The sequence below is a fragment of the Vibrio sp. Vb0349 genome, from assembly GCF_033338975.1.
In genome coordinates, this window is sequence record NZ_JAWOTS010000007.1 from 150,687 (window position 1) to 167,825 (window position 17,139).

Sequence of the window (17,139 nt, forward strand, 5' to 3'; positions counted from 1 at the left end):
TTAAAAATCACGAGTAGGTAATTAAGCGTCTTACCTCTTTACCACTGATTTAACTAGTCAAGAGAGAACGGAATAATGCTTAAACCCAGCGACAAATGGAATTGGTATTTTGACGAGCAAAAAGCTTGCTTAATGCTGGATCTGGGGGAGGAAATGATTTTCCAAACCAATCTATCCCGAAAATTGTTGGTTAACTGTGCCTTCTCAAACAGTGAATTTACCGTTGATGACGCCAGCGCATTTCAAACGTTTAATGAGCGCATTCGCTGTCTCGATATCAGTGAATATCGCCAAGCTGAATTAACACTGTATTGTGTTGCTGCAAAGCGTTTTCATAAACCTGTACAGCCTAAGAGCTGGTTCTTCGATGCACAGTCCTCTGATTATGAACCTCAAGAAGGGGACATGGTCTTTCTCACAAATCAATATTCTGATGGTATGTTCATCGTTCTAGAACCAGGCGAAACATCGAGCTTATGTGCTTATGTTAACCAAGAAGCCTTTGTTCTTGATGGCAATAAGGCGCTTCAATTTGGGCAGCCGATTAAAGTAATGCATGATCGCATGGCTTGTGCAAACCACCTCTTTGCAATGACCCCTATGGCAATGGTGGGTTAAAGCTGTTTAATTTTTCTTTATTTCGTTCCTTTGTTTGCCTTAATCGACCTTATTGGGTCGATTTTTTTTGTCCTTTCCTCTGACACTCCAATCCGAAAGACCATGAAACTGTTTATTTTCTATGCATGAAAACATGAAGCTGGTCACTTTTATTTTACTTATTTCAATTTGATTACTCCTTTAATTAGGCAACCTAGCGCCTAAAACAACCCTATTTATTCCCCTATAAAGGGTATTTGTAAGTAATTTACATCAACCAATCCCGACTGGTATATACCAAAATGCATGTAAATAAGTATTCACTTCTTCTAAAGGAAACAAAATACGTTCATGAATGAAAAACATTCAAACTAAAGATGTTGAAAGTTTTAGATCATTTGAGTGGTGATGATTTGAACTAACGGGTGGGAAAATACCTTTAAAAACGAGGCATTGATCGTAAAGTCAGGTATAATTGAAGCCATTTTTTATCAGCGAAAGAACACTATGAATCAATATCTCGCGGTAACTTCAAATGGCATGGAAAATTTGCTTGTTGAAGAACTGACTAAACTAGGCATTGAAAATGCGAAACCAGTACAGGCAGGCGTAAAATTTAAAGCGACAAACGAACAGGTTTATCGCTGTTGTTTGTGGAGCCGTTTAGCGTCTCGATTTGTACGTGTTTTATCTGAGTTCACGTGTAACAACGACATGGACTTGTATCTATCCACTTCCACTATTAACTGGGTTAACCAATTTCATAGCTCTAAACGCTTTGTTGTGGACTTTAACGGCACAAACCGTGAGATTAGAAATAGCCAATACGGAGCTATGAAGGTCAAAGATGGCATCGTAGATTGCTTTGAGAACAAAGGCTTGCCACGTCCTAATATCAGCAAAGAACGCCCAGATATTCGTATTCACGTTCGTTTGCATAAAGATAAAGCGTTGCTTGGGGTAGACATGGTAGGTAGTGGTCTTCATCAGCGTGGTTATCGACCAGAATCGGGTCGTGCGCCATTACGTGAAACGCTTGCTTCTGCGATTATCATGCGTTGTGGCTGGGATGGGCATCAACCATTACTCGATCCAATGTGTGGTTCTGGTACTTTGCTTATTGAAGCGGCAATGATGGCAGCCAACATGGCACCTGGCGTTAAGCGCAAACAATGGGGCTTCGAAGTTTTGGAAGACTTTGAACCGGAGACCTGGGCTGAGATTAAATCAGAGGCTAATGTTCAAGCTAGACGAGGTGTCAAGAAAGTTGACGCTAAGTTTTTTGGATTCGATAACGACCCCAAAGTATTAAAAGTCGCTCAAGAAAACGCCCGCAGAGCAGGTGTTGAAGAGTTGATTGAGTTTGCGCAAGGTGATGCTGCAACTATTACTCGTCCCGCAGGATTTGAACACGGTGTTATCGTTTCAAACCCACCTTACGGTGAGCGTCTAGGAACTGAGCCGGGGCTGATTGCGCTCTATACCGCATTCGGTGGACAGCTAAAATCTGAGTTTGGCGGATGTAAAGCATCTATCTTCTCTAGCTCAGACGAGCTCTTGAGTTGCCTTCGTATGCGCGCTGATAAACAGTTTAAATTGAACAATGGTGCGTTACCGTGTCACCAAAAGAACTACAGCATTGCCGAGCGCAGCGCTGATGAAGTTAAAGGTGCAGATACTAACGTTCAAATCGCACCAGACTTCTCAAACCGTTTGAAGAAAAACATTGGCAAGATTGGCAAGTGGGCTCGTAAAGAGAAACTAGACTGCTATCGTATCTACGATGCAGACCTTCCAGAATATAACGTAGCGATCGACGTGTACGGCGATCAAATTGTGATTCAAGAGTACGCAGCACCTAAGAACATCCCTGAAGAAAAAGCCAAGCGTCGTCTAACGGACATTATCCGTGCAACGATTCAGGTGACCGGTGTCGAAGCGAACAAAGTTGTACTGAAAGTTCGTGAGAAGCAGAAAGGTCGAAGCCAGTACCAAAAATTAGGTCAGGTATCAGAGACGCTCGAAGTAAACGAGTACGGTGTGAAGCTGATCGTGAACCTTCATGACTACCTAGACACAGGCCTGTTCTTGGATCATAAGATCACTCGTCGTCGTCTTGGCGAAATGGCACAGGGTAAAGATTTCCTTAACTTGTTTGCTTACACTGGTAGTGCAACAGTGCACGCTGCAGTTGGTGGTGCGCGTTCCACTACAACTGTCGATATGTCAAACACCTACTTGAACTGGGCGAAAGACAATATGCAGCTTAATGGCTGTGTAGGGCGCCAACATAAATATGAACAAGCGGACTGTTTGCAATGGCTAGAAAACGCAAAAAGTGAGTACGACTTGATCTTTATTGACCCACCTACGTTCTCTAACTCTAAGCGTATGGAAACATCATTCGATGTACAACGTGACCACATTAAGCTAATGAAGAACCTCAAACGTTTACTGAGAAGTGAAGGCACAATCGTATTTTCAAATAACAAACGTCACTTCAAGATGGATGAAGAATCACTCGCTGAATTGGGTTTGAAGGCTCAGAATATTTCTTCTCAAACGTTACCATTAGATTTTGCGCGTAATAAACAGATTCATAACTGTTGGCTAGTAACGCACGCGTAGTATAAACAAAAGGATTAATACGTGCTGATATTGTATAGCACGGAGGGATGCCATCTTTGTGAGATGGCATTTGCTCTAGTAGACCAAGTCGGTTTGGCCGAGCAAACAGATATCATTGATATTGCGTTCGATGATGTACTATTTTCTCGTTACGGCGTCACAATACCCGTATTAAAATATCAAGATTCTGAGTTGAACTGGCCGTTTGACTTAGAACAACTCACACATTGGTTGGATAATAATGGCATTACTTACCATTCATAACGCACAACTTGCATTTGGTGACCACCCATTGCTAGACAAAGCGGAGTTCGCTCTTCAAGAAAACGAACGCGTTTGTTTAGTTGGTCGTAACGGAGCAGGTAAGTCTACGTTAATGAAAGTGCTTGCCGGCGACATTTTGTTGGATGATGGCAAGATTCAAATAACTCAAGACGTAGTAGTTTCTCGGCTTGAACAAGATCCACCGCGCAATCAAGAGGGTACGGTTTACGAATACGTATCTGGCGGTTTGGCTGAAATCGGCGAACAATTGAAGATCTATCACGATCTTCTCGATCTTGTTGCTCAAGACCCAAGTGAGAAGAACATTAACCGTTTGGCGAAAGTTCAAGAGCAACTTGATCATTCTAACGCTTGGCGCTTTGATGACCGTGTTAAGAACGTACTTGGCGCTTTAAAACTAAGCCCAGAAACCAAACTGACCGATCTATCCGGTGGCTGGCAACGTAAAGCTGCTTTAGCTCGTGCGCTGGTTTGTGATCCTGATGTATTGCTTCTTGATGAACCAACAAACCATCTCGATGTGACAACGATCGAATGGTTAGAGAACTTCTTAAAAGACTTCAAAGGCTCGATCATCTTTATTTCTCACGACCGTGCATTCATCAAGTCGATGGCGACACGCATCGTTGACTTAGATCGCGGTCAATTAGCTTCTTTCCCTGGTAATTACGAACAGTATTTGAATGACAAAGAAGAAATGCTTCGCGTCGAAGAAATGCAAAATGCTGAGTTCGATAAGAAACTAGCGCAGGAAGAAGTGTGGATTCGTCAAGGCATTAAAGCACGTCGTACTCGTAATGAAGGCCGTGTTCGAGCCCTTAAAAAACTTCGTGAAGAGCGTCGTGACCGTCGTGAAGTTCAAGGTAAAGTTAACCTAAACATCGATGATGCTTCTCGTTCAGGTAAGATTGTATTTGAAGCAGAAAATGTATCTTTTGCTTACGAAGGCAAGACAATTGTCGACGACTTTAGCTTTAACATCATGCGTGGTGACCGTATTGCACTTATCGGACCAAATGGCTGCGGTAAGAGTACGGTACTTAAATTGCTATTAGGGCAATTGGAAGCGCAGTCTGGTCGTTTACACTGCGGAACAAAATTAGAAGTCGCGTACTTTGATCAGTACCGAGAGATTTTGGATCCAGAAAAGACAGTGATCGATAACTTAGCGGATGGGAAACAAGAAGTAATGGTTGGGGGGCGTCAGCGTCATGCGCTGAGTTACCTTCAAGACTTCTTATTTGCACCTAAGCGCGCCAGAACCCCGGTTAAGGCACTTTCTGGTGGTGAGAAAAACCGATTATTGCTAGCCCGTATCTTGTTGAAACCAAACAACTTACTTATTCTTGATGAACCAACTAACGATTTGGATATCGAAACGTTGGAACTTTTAGAAGAAATGCTTGCCAATTATCAGGGTACATTATTGTTAGTGAGTCACGACCGTGAGTTCGTAGACAACACAGTAACAACCAGCTGGATTTTTGAGGGTAACGGTATAATCGAAGAGTTCGTTGGTGGTTATCATGATGCTAAACAGCAGCGTGACCAAGTTCTTGCTTCGCGCAGTCAGGTTGAAAAACCAACGAAGAAAGAGAAAGTGGTTGAGGAAACTCCCAAAACTACGCAACCTAAGAACAATTCGAAGAAGTTATCGTATAAGCTGCAAAGAGAATTAGAGGCTCTACCAGCTAAACTTGAACAATTAGAGTCGGATATCGAGAGCCTTCAGGAGCAAGTGAACGATCCAGAGTTCTTTGCTAAACCTGTAGAGCAAACTCAGCCGGTATTGGAACAGCTTGCTGCACTAGAGCAGGAGTTGGAAATCGCATTCGAGAGATGGGAAGAACTCGAAGCAATGCAACAGGATAGTTAAGAATTCAATGAATTGTAGTAATAAATTCAAATTGACCGCCATTGCAATGATGGTTGGTACCACAATGAACGCACAGGCGGCATTGTATCAAGTTGTTGAGGTTTCACCTCAGGATCATGGTTCAAACGGTGACTACCAAACGGCTTACGGGGTTGCAATTCAACAGGGCGACGCAGGTACAGATCCTTCAACAGGTTCACCTTTCGCTTTAGGCTGCTTTGATGCAGCAGCAAACTGCACGCCAGAGCAGTTTAAACTTGCAATGGAAACTCGCACTACACCGATTTCAGCGACACAAGCCGTGGATGGGAACAGCTATCGTGAAGAAATCCCATTCGGATTAGACGCTGGCTTTTATTACATCCAAGAACTCAAAGACTTTGAGCGTTACTGTTACAACCAGCTTCGCTATTCCACCTGTGACTCTTGGGCTTCAGTAAACTGGACGCCGTGGAATAAAGAACGTAGTAAAGACTTTACTTCTAATGCGTTAGCGTTCATAGAAGAAGATTCTGCTGCTTATAAAAATGAATATAACAATGTTATCAACCAGCTTACCGAGGATGGTGCAGCTGTCGGTAATCAGAGTAAAGTTAGCACAGAAAATACTTCTACATTAGAAACACGAAATACCGTAGTTGCACCAGTAGAGCCAAATATTCTTACTGGCGATGGTGACGCAAGTGTTGTGCAAAGCCATGCTTGGAGCACAGACGGCAATTTTACTGTTGGCAGTGTTTCTCGAACAGCAAGCAATACCAATGGATCTCACCACACATCAAAAGCAGCGATTTGGGATCAAAGCGGAACCGTCAGTGAATTGGCTTGGCCAAGTGGCACATCTAAAGATGGAGAAAGGTTAGCTCAAGGGAGCATGCGTGACCTTGTCACTGATGGAACTACGGTCTATGGCGTAGGTTACAACACTTACAGTGATGATAACTACCTGAATGCGACTGTTTTTGTCGGAACTCTAGAAGCCGAAGGTAGCGTTGAAAACGCAACTTGGAAAAACAAAGTTGTTGTAGGAGCTAGACAGCGCGAGGGTGATGATACGGTTCATACAAACTCACGATTAACCGACGTTAACTCTAATTTTGTTGCTATTGGTGAAGCAAAACGTTCGGGCGGATACTTAATGCCAACGGGCTCTGCTCCGAATCGTCTCTTTATCGTAGATGATGTTCGTAAGGATTCTATTAGCGCTTTTTACCCAACTACTGGCATTTTCTTTAGCGGTGCGGGCGGTAAGATGGGCGGTATCAACTCTTACAATGAAATCGTCGGGCAACTTGATGCAGAAACGACTCGTGAAGACGATGGCAAGCCACGTCGTAAGCGCGGTTTTATCTATCCATATAGCGTAGGTGGCGAGACTAGTGAACGTGCTGCAACATTATTCAATGGAAAAGCTTGGTTCCTAGACAGTTTGACTAACGGCGGTGATTACTCTGAACAAAACAATCAGTTCCGTATTATCGACGCAACTGATATCAATGATGCAGGTGTGATCTCTGGTACTGCTATGAAATGTGCAGGTGGTTATAGTACAACAGCAAACAATGCGACATGTAGCTCTGAAGAGCAAATTGTAGCAGTCAAACTAGTACCTATTGCTGACGCAACTAAGGACGACATCGTATCTCGAAGCATTGACTCAACGACGACAGAGCGTCAAGGTGCAGGCCTTGGTTGGTTAGCTTTGACCATGCTTGGATTGTTTGGGTTCCGTAGAAAATAGTTAAAAATCGTCAGTAATTTTTAAATCAAGCAGAGGCTCACACATTTGAGTCTCTGCTTTTTTTATGCCTTGAGAAATTGCCTACTTTGATCGATTCTTATAAGTGGAGTCATAAAAACTCCATCAAAGTTTCACAATAACAGCTGTACGTTAGTAAATGGACCTGTATGAGGAATTAACTATGAAGAGACAAAAGCGTGATCGCCTAGAACGAGCTCAATCTCAAGGCTACAAAGCTGGATTGAATGGAAGGTCTCAAGAGGCTTGCCCATATCAACAAGTTGATGCTCGGTCGTATTGGTTAGGTGGTTGGCGTGATGCCAGAGATGAAAGACAATCTGGTCTCTACAAATAAACTCTCCACATACAAAAAGAAGGATTCGAAAGGGCTCTACGGAGCCTTTTCTACATTATAGGGACATAGGGAAGTAGGTTAACACTCGATAACAAAAAGGCTCTTAAATAGGAGCCTTAATAAATCGATTAAAATCGTGATTAGAAGCTTGAAGTGTCTTGGAACAAGCCAACTTTCAAATCTTTTGCTACGTAGATTTCTTTGCCGTCCACACATACACGACCGTCAGCCAAACCCATCACAAGCTTACGGTTTACAACGCGTTTCATGTGGATTTCGTACGTCACTTTTTTCGCTGTTGGCAGGATCTGACCTGTAAACTTCACTTCGCCAACACCCAGAGCACGACCTTTTCCTTTGCCACCAACCCAGCCAAGGAAGAAACCAACAAGTTGCCACATCGCATCAAGGCCAAGACAACCCGGCATTACAGGGTCGCCAGGGAAGTGGCAGTCAAAGAACCACAAATCTGGAGTAATATCCAATTCCGCCAAGATCAAACCTTTACCAAAATCGCCTTCAGTCTCAGACATTTTAGTAACACGATCCATCATTAGCATGTTTGGCGCAGGAAGCTGAGGGTAACCAGGCCCAAACAGTTCGCCTTGGCTAGAAGCAAGTAGATCGTCACGGTTATAAGAATCACGTTTGTTTTGCATTATCAATTACTCCAATTTTTGATAGCTGCATCTTAGTGAACACGTGTACGCTAAACAACTCCGATCAGTACTAGACAAACCAGTTTTTGATGCGCTGCACAATTCCTTCTGGATGCTCATGTCTTTCAAAGTTTTCAATACGTTCCGCTATTTTGCCAATAATGCTATCGTCTTCACCTCTAAAAGGTTTATTCATTACAATCGGAATAGCTTCATCTACGGTAGAAACGGACCAAATATGGAACTCACCATTTTTAATGCTTTCTATTACATCTTTATGTAATGCAAGGTGTTTAAGGTTTGATTTTGGCATCACAACACCTTGATTTCCTGTAAAACCTTGATGTTTACAAACCTGATAAAAGCCTTCAATTTTTTCGTTCAAGCCACCGACGGCTTGCACTCGACCAAACTGATCAACAGCTCCTGTAACCGCAACTTGTTGATTAATTGGAGATTCAGATAAAGCACTTACCAAGCAACAAAGTTCTGCAAGAGATGCGCTGTCACCATCAACTTCACTATAAGACTGTTCAAATACGATGGAGGCTGAGTAAGGCAGTGGTTCATCCAGTTTCAGAGCAGAGCTCAAGAAAGCTTGCATAATCATCATGCCTTTTGCATGTAGATTGCCTCCAAGCTCAGCTTTGCGCTCAACATCGGAAACATCGCCATCACCAAAATGAATTACACAAGATATTCGTGCAGGCTCACCATAGCTGACAGGGTGCCCAGCCATATCAATAACGGTTAGGCCATTGATTTGACCAACTTGTTCCCCAGTTGTCTCAATGATGACTTGGCCATCTAAAATATCGTACACGGCACGCTGAGGAAGGTAAGATTCTCGGTAATACTTATCGTCAATCGCTTTATCTAACGACTTGTAATCTAATGCGTGGCCATCACTGAACTGGCTAGCAAGCGTTAGAAGTTGAGAGTGCCACATTACTCCTAAAGGCAGATAATGTTGATCTTCAGTAAATCTCATACCGGCTAGCAACAATCTTCTAAAACCACATTCAGTTAAGTGAGGCAGCTGATATTGAGAACATATCCAGTTCACTAAACCAAAGTAATCTGTCAAATTCTGCTCTGACAGATGAATATCTTCTTCAACTTCCGTATACATGGCAAAGCCAGAACAGAAGTCTTCATCGATGTATTCTAGCTCTGCTAACTGACTTCTTTCTCCTGTTACAATCAGTTTTACATCATAAGCTTTAGCTTGCGGTACTGAAGTAGGTAAACGAGTAGGGCTTAGGTTCAGTGGCTCGATAAGGTTTTGTTGAATTGCAGACTTTATATTTGGCCAAAGCCCTGGGTTAGCCAAAATTAGATTAGCCGGTACTATTAAGTAACCGTTATCTGCCTGTGAAATTAAACCAGGTTGGAAGGCAATATCACCACTTACATCAACACTGTAACGGTCAAATAAACGTTTGGCATCAAGTGATTCCGACAAAACTATCGCAGCGTTAGACTGGCTCTGAAGAGCTTTACTGATGAACTCTCTATATACAGAATTATCTACGCAGTTAATGAGTAGTACTCGCGTCAATCCGGAAATTTTTGAAAAACGAGATATCGTTGCCGACATTCTCGGTTGGAGATCAGTAAAAGACTTCTTTGGTAACGAAGGTGCAGACTTTAAAAGTGCTTCGTACTGCTCAAGTGAAGGTGTTACGTCTTGCCAATTAAGTTGGTTCATTAAAATTCATCGTAATTCAATCTTGCCGACATTATAACGAAACGGACTATAACACCCTAGCACCAATTTGGTTTGCTCTCGGCATTCAACTCTCAATGAACAATACTTAGACAAATGAGTGATCAACATCGATACTTCTAAGAGTTTTATTTGCCCAAGTAAACCATCTGGGTTACGCTGTCACTAGGTTATGTTTATGGGTCGGAACAAATGAAATATCAACAGCTTGAGAATCTAGAATGTGGGTGGAAATGGAAGTATCTCATCAAAAAATGGAAAGATGGTGAAGCGATTACCCGACATATTGATACAAGCGAAGCAGATGCAGCGGTCGCAGAACTAAAACGCCTTGAACACGAGCCTACACTTGTCTTAGCTTGGATAGAAAACCACATGTCAGAAGAGTTAGATAATAAACTCAAGCAGGCTATCCGAGCGAAACGGAAACGTCACTTCAATGCAGAGCAAGTCCATACAAAGAAGAAATCCATTGATTTAGATTACCGAGTTTGGGAAAAGCTTTCTAGTAGAGCGAATGAACTTGGTTGTACGTTATCTGACGCAATTGAATATTTGCTTTCCGAAGCGTCGAGAAGTGAAAAAGCGAGTCAAAAAGTTACCTCAATTAAAGAGGATTTGAGTAAATTGCTATCTAGCTAGGATAGGGAGTGCCAAATGTTATATGTAATCTTAATTGCAGCCATCGTGATCTTTTGGTTGATCGCAGTCGATAGGCCGGTGTTAAAAGTAAAGTTCGATAATGGCCATATTAGTAACGTAAAAGGGCATCTACCTCCTTCTTTCAAACACAACTTACAGGATATTAGTGAGCATAACCCGTTTACTGGTGAAATGAAGGTGTATAGCCAACGAACAGGAATGCGCTTAAGCTTTTCCAAAGGCATTCCCAAAAAAGTTCAACAGAGGATTCGTAACGTTTTTCCGCACCAGGGCTTCAAAGCAAACAAAGGCAAGAAGCGCGCTTAATTACATATCAGTTACTTCATCATGTTAAATGGGACGCAATGTGGCGTCCCATTTTCGTATCTACAGAAAAATTACTTATCATCGAACAATCAACAACATAAACGGACCAAAACGATGAGATACGTTGTAACTTTAATGGTATTGATCTTTGCAAGTAATTCAGTTTTTGCTGACGATTCAGAAACGAACCTGTTGGCTAAAAAGATTAAGACTAAGCTTCAAAAGAAAGTAGACAATAAGTTTGATGGCTATCAAGGTTATTGTGACGTCATGATAGAAATGGAGCACAAAAGTAAAAACGCAGTAATAAAAAGAGTAACCAGCAGTGGTGACCAAAAAGTGTGTAGGTACGTTAAGTCCAACTTGAAGAAAGGAAAACGCTATCGTTACAAATACCCCGAAAAGTACATTCGCCTCCATATAACCACAGGCTTATAAATGTTTCAGAACGCCTTGATTAAGAGCGAGTGAACTGAGCTCGTGATTTTTGGCAGATTTCGTTGCGGAGCGATTAGAGCGTTTAGCTGATTTTTGCTGTTGTACGAGGCGAGTATGAAAGGCTTTTTAGTTTGGTAGCGCTTAAGTTAGTAACAGTTATGCCGTTGAATGGCAAATTCAGTGAGTTGGCCATCATCACCATACATAGATTGATTCAGGTGCTTACGGAAGAACACGCCAGTAAGTCGAGGACTAAGCGCACATCAATTTTCAATAAGAGATTTGATTTGCTTCGTAAGCATAACCACAAACCAAACTAGCGATTGCAAGTCCACAGAAACCTCGGTTAAAGCTTCAAAAGCAAACAATGTTGTTAATCTTAGGATGACATTTTAAAGTAGCTAAAACCGGACATTATTGCTTTGAGTTTACACTCTCCCTAGTGCGCATTATGCGACGTTATGTTGAATAATGTTTCATATCAATTACATATACACCCTTTTGATTATCAGGGTATATATGACGAACTTTCGAAAAATGAGCAAGAATTACGTTTTTCGTGAATTTGAGTGTGGTTTAAGCGTAGAAGAAGCAGCAAAACTATGTTTTAAAAGTGTGAGGGTGGTCAAGTTATGGGATTCGGGAAAGCCCATACCACCCGAATGCAAACGACTGATGAGAATGACCAAGGGGAGGGAACTAGCCACCTCAGAAGCTTGGGAAAATTTCAAAATGCATAAAGACACGCTTGAACTACCTACAGGACAACTAGTTACACCTCAAGAGATCCTAACTGGAATAGCTTTACTTGAAATTCAATCACCTAGTGACACAGAAACGCTTACAAGACTCGTTAAATATGCTAGATGTATAGCCGGACTTAAAAGGCAATAAATTTCATATAACAAGCGTCAAGGGCTTATAAATGAAAAAAATACTATTACTAGCGGTGAGTTTATCTACGCCTTGCTATGCAGGATTTAGTGGCACATCAGGTCAGAGTTCAGCAAGTGGGTCATATTTCAAAACTGAATATACGATAAGTGACAGAGCACAATTTCACATAGGTTGTGGCATTGGAACAGATAAGAAAGCTTTCTCCATGATAGGGTTGAAACATCCTAGCTTTTACTCTTGGCATGGAGTTTCAAACATACAGTTAAAAGTAGATGGAGGAAATAATATCTCGATCAAAGGAGGCTCTAAAGAATATGACGACATGTATTATTCAAGGAACCCGCCAAAAGAGCTATTTCAGCAAATTGTAAGTGGTAAATCAGTCGAGGTGAGCTTCTTTAAGGGAAAGCGTAGGGTGACTTTTTCCCTAGCCGGAAGTAAGAAGGTTTATACAAAGTTATGGAAAGAATGCGGGTTATAACTCGCTAACGCTCAAACACTGGCGCGCTACGCTTGCAGGTAGTCTAGGTCAGTGCAAAGCCTTAAGTTACGGGGGAATTTACCCCCGTGATACAGAACGGGGGTTTGCCCTCCGCTGCGCTCCTCCTCCTCAGTCTTCGTCGTCGTCACTTATTGTCGGGCAACCGCCAAATAGGAAAATCAATCTCGACACTCGATTGATTTAGAGAACTATGGGAGAGATGAGATAGAGCCGACACTTGGGAGTGCCCTGGGCGTTTTGAATGGTCTAGCAGGAAAGGAGGGCGGCAGAACCCAAGTGATTTTGGGTTGCTAACCGCGCCGATTAGATGGGGAGGCTATCTTTAGTTAAGTGGGCGGCTTGGTGCTCCGTCGTCGCTCCGCAACTCCTTATCCCTGCGGGGCTGTTTTTGTGGAGACAAATACCAACCGAGAAAAATCCCCAAAGAGAATATCCAAAGCAAATCTAAGAACTCCAAGGAAGCAGAAACCCAAAAGAGCAACTCAGCCCCCTTTAAACTCACTGTAGCCCAACTGACAAACCCAGTAATACAAATCAGCGAAGTCATAGCCACCACGAAGAATCCAGCGCTTATCCCTTGCAACTTGTCTATAAAATTCATACAGCCTTACCTCACATCAAAAAAGAGTTTTCAGTCATCGCTTGACCACGTAGAGAGCCAATACTGGCGACATCCGTCTGAATGGAATCTACATCACGACCACCACGGTCATTAGTAGATGGTTCGCACGTTATAAGGCTTTTAAGCTCACCTTGTTTGAGAACCATTAAGCATTCGTCCAAGAGCTCAAACTGGACATCCACAGCATCGAGATAGCGCTTATTAATTGAATAAAGCCCATCGTCGGTATAAGCGTTAATCACCACATCAAAGTTAGCCGTTCTCAAGTTGATTCCGTTTTTCTGTTTAATGATCGTCTTCTTATGGAAACCAGACAGATAGGCAGATTGAAGCCCGTCAAAATAGAGAACATCCGTTACAGGAACAAAAGGAGAGCCGCCTTGCTGACTACTCGAATTAGCAGTCCCACCGCTAGGTAAAACAGAATCCCCTTGAACAGACGTCGAAGCCCGTCCAGCCGGAACAGATTCCAAATTTTGGCTGTTAGTTTTCGTCTCAAGTTCATCTGTTGAAACCTGACTTTCATCTTCAATAAGTAAATCCATAGCGCCATAAATAAAATACACCGGACAAGCAATCATTAAGAACAAGGCTAGAAAGAATTTCGGAGAGCGAAACAGCGTATTCAAGCCACCTGATTTAGTAGCCGCACCCGTACCCGTAGATTTATAAAGTAGATGCGCTTCCAAAGGGATTTTTTGAGGGAATAAGTTTGCGTCTTTCTTTTGCGGAATAACTGGCTTAGTAACATTGGTAGGGTGTTTGTATATCCACGGTTTACGCTTAGCAAAGAAAAAACCATCCCTATTTTTATGAAAGAAAGCTTGCTCAGCACACGCCTTGATTGAGCTATCTATCTGTTGCCAGTCGGGAGAGAGCAACTCAATATCCCAGTTGTATTTTCGATGACGCATAAAGCCCTCGTTATAAGTTAACGGGTAGATTATGCGACCATTTTCGTCGTATTCAGCCACGCCTAAATCGTCTATCTCGCACGATTGCAACGTACTCAAATCGACAGGAACGTGGCGAGAATCGAAAAACTCCTTATAGCCTTTAGGTAGGTTTGGAAGAAATTCTTCTAAAGGGCGATATTTTATTTTTCGACCATCAAAGCCGATGTTTTTAGAAAAGATATCCTGACACTCATCAATAACAATGAGAGCGTTAAGAGGGCACCAACAGAAGAAATGCTGCCAAAGTTCAATACCAATTTCAGAGCGCGAGAAAATACGAATCAACTTAGCAGATGAAGGGAATTTAATATTCAAGCGCTTTTCAATTTCTTCTAATGGCTGCATACCCTCAAAGTTGGTCACAACCACACGACCAGCCTTGAGAGCAGGGAGAATAACAAACCATGCCGTGTAAGCGGATTTATAAGAGCCATTGCCACCCGTTCTAATACTAATTGCCATTGTTGCTACCTCGACATTCTCATTACAAGTGCAGTAGTGGCGCAATTCGCATAAATAGCCATTCCATCAGGCACTTTAAATAATATCCCCCAATAACGAAGCTCAGAGGGGAGCAAGTTAAACAAATCAGAGAATAGGGAGCTAAAACCAATCTCATCTAATAATGTTGTCGCCACCAAGTAAGAGATACGCAGAAACTCAATCATCACCATGAATTTCATTTTTATCCACCATGCTTGGAGCCACACAAAAGCCGCATCAAAATAACTACCTGCGTTATTAAAATAATTAAGAATGGTGTCGCCCATGTTGGTGATGTATTGAAAAAACTCATACATTAGAAAGCCCCTCCGATTGCTCTTATCCCTAGCAAGCCAAATACAAACAAAACCACCGCTCCGATGATTCCGGCGTTATCTTGTAACGCTGCCATAACTGCATTCTGTTGACGAACTACATTGCCGCGAACCGTAAGTTCGATGTTATGAGCGTTGTAATCACCGCCGTTTACATCAGACGTAAAATTAAAATAAGCGCGGTACTGGTTTAATAAATCCTGATACTCATTTCTAAGAGCACTAACTTCAGCATTTAAGTTATGTAATTGCGTAGCCGAATAAAGAGATACAGCATCACCACCGCCGCCACCGTCAACCATAGGCTTACCTAACCCCTCAATAGCATCGACAACATCACCAAAGCCCTTTTGGTTAGTTGATTCCAAGTCGCCAAGGTCATTAGATAGCTGACCAAAGCCGTTGTTTAAAAGGTTGTTTGCAGAAGTTAATAAGCGATTTGTGTTATTGCCAATATCAGACAGCATATCGGACTGACCATTAATTGCATTAGCCACATGGTTTGCATTATCGACAACGGTATCGGTATTCAAATCAACTGAAGCCTTGAGAGCATCTAGAGCGGATTTTGTTTCAGCTTGGTTTTTGTTCATGTCGTTATTGATACCAGTTAGCTGAGAGTTAACATCCTTATTCATTGCCTTAATAGCCGCTAGAGTGTCACTAGTATTATCAACATCCGGCTCAGGTTTATCAGGGTCAGTAGAACCACCACCGCCACCGCCAGAGGGTTTGTCAGGGTCGCCTAAATCGCCACCCGTTGGAGGGTCTATATCAGTATCACCCGAACATTCCGGCCAATTTGGTGAAACAATCGTGCAAGATTCAGGAGGGGGAACGTCACACCAATTATTATCTGGCGTACAACACATTCCATATTCTGGATTCCAATCAGGATGGTTTTCATCACATTTATTTTCATCATCCAAACATGCAGGCCAATCAGATGAATCAGGAGTACATTCATCAGGTTCTGGAGGTGGATTACAAGACATCTCTAATGATTCAGTTGAATCAGTACAAGAAACCATTGGATTCCAACCCTTATCAAAACAAGCATCTTTAAACTGATTCATTTGATTGATGGTGTCAGACCTTTCGCAAAAAGGCGTAGGGTCTGTACAACGACCAGTTTGCTCGTCTATTACTTGCCCATCAGCACACTGCACACGAACAATCTCGAAATCAACGTAATATTCAAGCCCATTTTTGGCTGTACAATAGAGTTTTTGGTCATATTGATTGTTTTTATAACGCGAATAGGTGCATGGTTTAACAGTTTCAGAAACGCAATTGTGTGATGAGGCCCATTTAACACCCAAAGCATCTATAGACCCCGCTCTAATAGTAGTACCCCCACACATTTGACTACCATAAACAGAGTAATAAGTTTCTGTGTCAGCTAAAGCACTAAACGAAACACTCAGCAAAATAACCAGTGACGCAATGCTTTGTTTAATACTCATTTGTATTCCTTGTAAAAAAAAAATAACGCCCCACTAGGAGGCGTTAATACCAGACTTAAAACCCCCAACGAATCCACCGAACATCGAGAGAGCGAAAAGCAGGGTGAGTATGGCGGTTAACGTCTCTTGCATAGATTACGAACGCATCGCGCCAGTCATCATACGAAGACCAAAACCGATAGCCGCTAGACCAATCAGACCAACCACAACTAGCGTGTAGTTTGACTGACCTTCACTTACAGCCGAATTAATAGCCTCTGAATGGTCAGCAGCGAAAGTAGAGCCAGACGCTACCGCAGTAGCCAAAAGAACAGATAGTTTTTTCATAGGAATATCTCCAAAAGGTTTTTCAGGATTAGGCTTTACCAAGCCCTTTAACGATTCGTCCGAGCACATGACCGGACACAAATGAGAGCAGCAAATAACCTGTTATCTCAGCGTAAAATGCTGCATCAATATCAAACTCCAAGTTTGCGCGAGTCGCCATCAACTGATAGTCGTCATTGCTCACCACTACGAACGTACAATTGGCTAACGGCTCATAGGGGAAAGCTTTAATCGTTCCATCAGTGAGGATTTCCGCACAGACTGAGAGAGTCAT

At 42.4% G+C, this 17,139-nt stretch carries 19 protein-coding genes; 11 read left to right on the top strand and 8 right to left on the bottom strand.

The features are described 5' to 3' along the window. Positions 1-75 precede the first annotated feature (75 nt). From R7Q47_RS11075 to rmf, 6 genes are all read left to right on the top strand, one after another. Positions 76-618 (top strand): cell division protein ZapC, encoded by a 543-nt coding sequence (locus tag R7Q47_RS11075; RefSeq protein WP_005377444.1) that lies wholly within the window; start codon positions 76-78, stop codon positions 616-618. Positions 619-1,104: 486 nt separating this feature from the next. Further along, positions 1,105-3,225, top strand: a complete 2,121-nt coding sequence (gene rlmKL, locus R7Q47_RS11080) for a bifunctional 23S rRNA (guanine(2069)-N(7))-methyltransferase RlmK/23S rRNA (guanine(2445)-N(2))-methyltransferase RlmL (protein WP_062730585.1) — start codon at positions 1,105-1,107, stop codon at positions 3,223-3,225. A 21-nt stretch (positions 3,226-3,246) separates the two neighbouring features. Then, positions 3,247-3,489 (top strand): glutaredoxin family protein, encoded by a 243-nt coding sequence (locus R7Q47_RS11085; RefSeq protein ID WP_017821808.1) that lies wholly within the window; start codon positions 3,247-3,249, stop codon positions 3,487-3,489. Then, a complete protein-coding gene (locus tag R7Q47_RS11090) occupies positions 3,467-5,386 on the top strand; it encodes an ABC transporter ATP-binding protein (protein ID WP_005377449.1) in 1,920 nt (639 codons plus the stop codon). Before R7Q47_RS11085 ends, R7Q47_RS11090 begins: the two co-directional genes overlap by 23 nt. Positions 5,387-5,393: 7 nt before the next feature. Then, on the top strand, positions 5,394-7,127 hold the full coding sequence (locus R7Q47_RS11095) for a DUF3466 family protein (RefSeq protein ID WP_064353940.1): 1,734 nt from the start codon (positions 5,394-5,396) through the stop codon (positions 7,125-7,127). Between the two features lie 181 nt (positions 7,128-7,308). After that, entirely contained in the window at positions 7,309-7,482 is a 174-nt protein-coding gene (gene rmf, locus R7Q47_RS11100) for a ribosome modulation factor (protein WP_005377453.1), read from the top strand. Between the two features lie 140 nt (positions 7,483-7,622). Here the strand turns inward: rmf and fabA are convergent, their stop codons facing one another. Continuing rightward, a complete protein-coding gene (gene fabA, locus R7Q47_RS11105) occupies positions 7,623-8,141 on the bottom strand; it encodes a bifunctional 3-hydroxydecanoyl-ACP dehydratase/trans-2-decenoyl-ACP isomerase (RefSeq protein WP_005390081.1) in 519 nt (172 codons plus the stop codon). 70 nt (positions 8,142-8,211) lie between these two features. Beyond that, positions 8,212-9,852 (bottom strand): Lon protease family protein, encoded by a 1,641-nt coding sequence (locus R7Q47_RS11110; protein ID WP_064353939.1) that lies wholly within the window; start codon positions 9,850-9,852, stop codon positions 8,212-8,214. A 210-nt stretch (positions 9,853-10,062) separates the two neighbouring features. Here R7Q47_RS11110 and matP point away from each other — a divergent pair, with 210 nt between their 5' ends. The 5 genes from matP to R7Q47_RS11135 all read left to right on the top strand — a co-directional run bounded on the left by matP (position 10,063) and on the right by R7Q47_RS11135 (position 12,655). Beyond that, positions 10,063-10,512, top strand: a complete 450-nt coding sequence (gene matP, locus R7Q47_RS11115; protein ID WP_005396497.1) for a macrodomain Ter protein MatP — start codon at positions 10,063-10,065, stop codon at positions 10,510-10,512. 15 nt (positions 10,513-10,527) lie between these two features. Continuing rightward, positions 10,528-10,839, top strand: a complete 312-nt coding sequence (locus R7Q47_RS11120; RefSeq protein ID WP_005377468.1) for a DUF3634 family protein — start codon at positions 10,528-10,530, stop codon at positions 10,837-10,839. A gap of 114 nt (positions 10,840-10,953) precedes the next feature. Beyond that, a complete protein-coding gene (locus tag R7Q47_RS11125; RefSeq protein WP_025766620.1) occupies positions 10,954-11,277 on the top strand; it encodes a hypothetical protein in 324 nt (107 codons plus the stop codon). A gap of 519 nt (positions 11,278-11,796) precedes the next feature. Further along, positions 11,797-12,171: a phage protein gene (locus R7Q47_RS11130; protein ID WP_029851182.1), complete on the top strand. Its 375-nt coding sequence runs from the start codon at positions 11,797-11,799 to the stop codon at positions 12,169-12,171. Between the two features lie 31 nt (positions 12,172-12,202). Next, complete coding sequence (locus R7Q47_RS11135; protein WP_270051975.1) at positions 12,203-12,655, top strand: hypothetical protein; 453 nt, start codon at positions 12,203-12,205, stop codon at positions 12,653-12,655. A 343-nt stretch (positions 12,656-12,998) separates the two neighbouring features. On the opposite strand, the gene R7Q47_RS11140 is transcribed toward R7Q47_RS11135, so the two are convergent. From R7Q47_RS11140 to R7Q47_RS11165, 6 genes are all read right to left on the bottom strand, one after another. Next, a complete protein-coding gene (locus R7Q47_RS11140; protein WP_237285095.1) occupies positions 12,999-13,277 on the bottom strand; it encodes a hypothetical protein in 279 nt (92 codons plus the stop codon). A gap of 11 nt (positions 13,278-13,288) precedes the next feature. Next, positions 13,289-14,716, bottom strand: a complete 1,428-nt coding sequence (locus R7Q47_RS11145) for a zonular occludens toxin domain-containing protein (protein WP_318088978.1) — start codon at positions 14,714-14,716, stop codon at positions 13,289-13,291. 5 nt (positions 14,717-14,721) lie between these two features. Next, entirely contained in the window at positions 14,722-15,054 is a 333-nt protein-coding gene (locus R7Q47_RS11150) for a DUF2523 family protein (protein WP_318088979.1), read from the bottom strand. Then, positions 15,054-16,538, bottom strand: a complete 1,485-nt coding sequence (locus R7Q47_RS11155) for a chemotaxis protein (protein ID WP_318088980.1) — start codon at positions 16,536-16,538, stop codon at positions 15,054-15,056. The genes R7Q47_RS11150 and R7Q47_RS11155 overlap by 1 nt, the downstream gene beginning before the upstream one ends. A 135-nt stretch (positions 16,539-16,673) precedes the next feature. Beyond that, positions 16,674-16,865, bottom strand: coding sequence for a hypothetical protein (locus R7Q47_RS11160; protein WP_318088981.1), 192 nt, complete (start codon positions 16,863-16,865; stop codon positions 16,674-16,676). 28 nt (positions 16,866-16,893) lie between these two features. Then, positions 16,894-17,139, bottom strand: coding sequence for a hypothetical protein (locus R7Q47_RS11165; RefSeq protein WP_005376279.1), 246 nt, complete (start codon positions 17,137-17,139; stop codon positions 16,894-16,896).

Coding starts and splice junctions, on each gene's coding strand:
- fabA (WP_005390081.1), bottom strand. CDS start 8,141: ATGCAAAACAAACGTGATTCTTATAACCGTGACGATCTACTTGCTTCT.
- R7Q47_RS11095 (WP_064353940.1), top strand. CDS start 5,394: ATGAATTGTAGTAATAAATTCAAATTGACCGCCATTGCAATGATGGTT.
- R7Q47_RS11150 (WP_318088979.1), bottom strand. CDS start 15,054: ATGTATGAGTTTTTTCAATACATCACCAACATGGGCGACACCATTCTT.
- R7Q47_RS11125 (WP_025766620.1), top strand. CDS start 10,954: ATGAGATACGTTGTAACTTTAATGGTATTGATCTTTGCAAGTAATTCA.
- R7Q47_RS11075 (WP_005377444.1), top strand. CDS start 76: ATGCTTAAACCCAGCGACAAATGGAATTGGTATTTTGACGAGCAAAAA.
- R7Q47_RS11140 (WP_237285095.1), bottom strand. CDS start 13,277: ATGAATTTTATAGACAAGTTGCAAGGGATAAGCGCTGGATTCTTCGTG.
- R7Q47_RS11160 (WP_318088981.1), bottom strand. CDS start 16,865: ATGAAAAAACTATCTGTTCTTTTGGCTACTGCGGTAGCGTCTGGCTCT.
- rmf (WP_005377453.1), top strand. CDS start 7,309: ATGAAGAGACAAAAGCGTGATCGCCTAGAACGAGCTCAATCTCAAGGC.
- R7Q47_RS11110 (WP_064353939.1), bottom strand. CDS start 9,852: ATGAACCAACTTAATTGGCAAGACGTAACACCTTCACTTGAGCAGTAC.
- R7Q47_RS11090 (WP_005377449.1), top strand. CDS start 3,467: ATGGCATTACTTACCATTCATAACGCACAACTTGCATTTGGTGACCAC.
- R7Q47_RS11145 (WP_318088978.1), bottom strand. CDS start 14,716: ATGGCAATTAGTATTAGAACGGGTGGCAATGGCTCTTATAAATCCGCT.
- matP (WP_005396497.1), top strand. CDS start 10,063: ATGAAATATCAACAGCTTGAGAATCTAGAATGTGGGTGGAAATGGAAG.
- rlmKL (WP_062730585.1), top strand. CDS start 1,105: ATGAATCAATATCTCGCGGTAACTTCAAATGGCATGGAAAATTTGCTT.
- R7Q47_RS11120 (WP_005377468.1), top strand. CDS start 10,528: ATGTTATATGTAATCTTAATTGCAGCCATCGTGATCTTTTGGTTGATC.
- R7Q47_RS11135 (WP_270051975.1), top strand. CDS start 12,203: ATGAAAAAAATACTATTACTAGCGGTGAGTTTATCTACGCCTTGCTAT.
- R7Q47_RS11165 (WP_005376279.1), bottom strand. CDS start 17,139: ATGACTCTCTCAGTCTGTGCGGAAATCCTCACTGATGGAACGATTAAA.
- R7Q47_RS11130 (WP_029851182.1), top strand. CDS start 11,797: ATGACGAACTTTCGAAAAATGAGCAAGAATTACGTTTTTCGTGAATTT.
- R7Q47_RS11155 (WP_318088980.1), bottom strand. CDS start 16,538: ATGAGTATTAAACAAAGCATTGCGTCACTGGTTATTTTGCTGAGTGTT.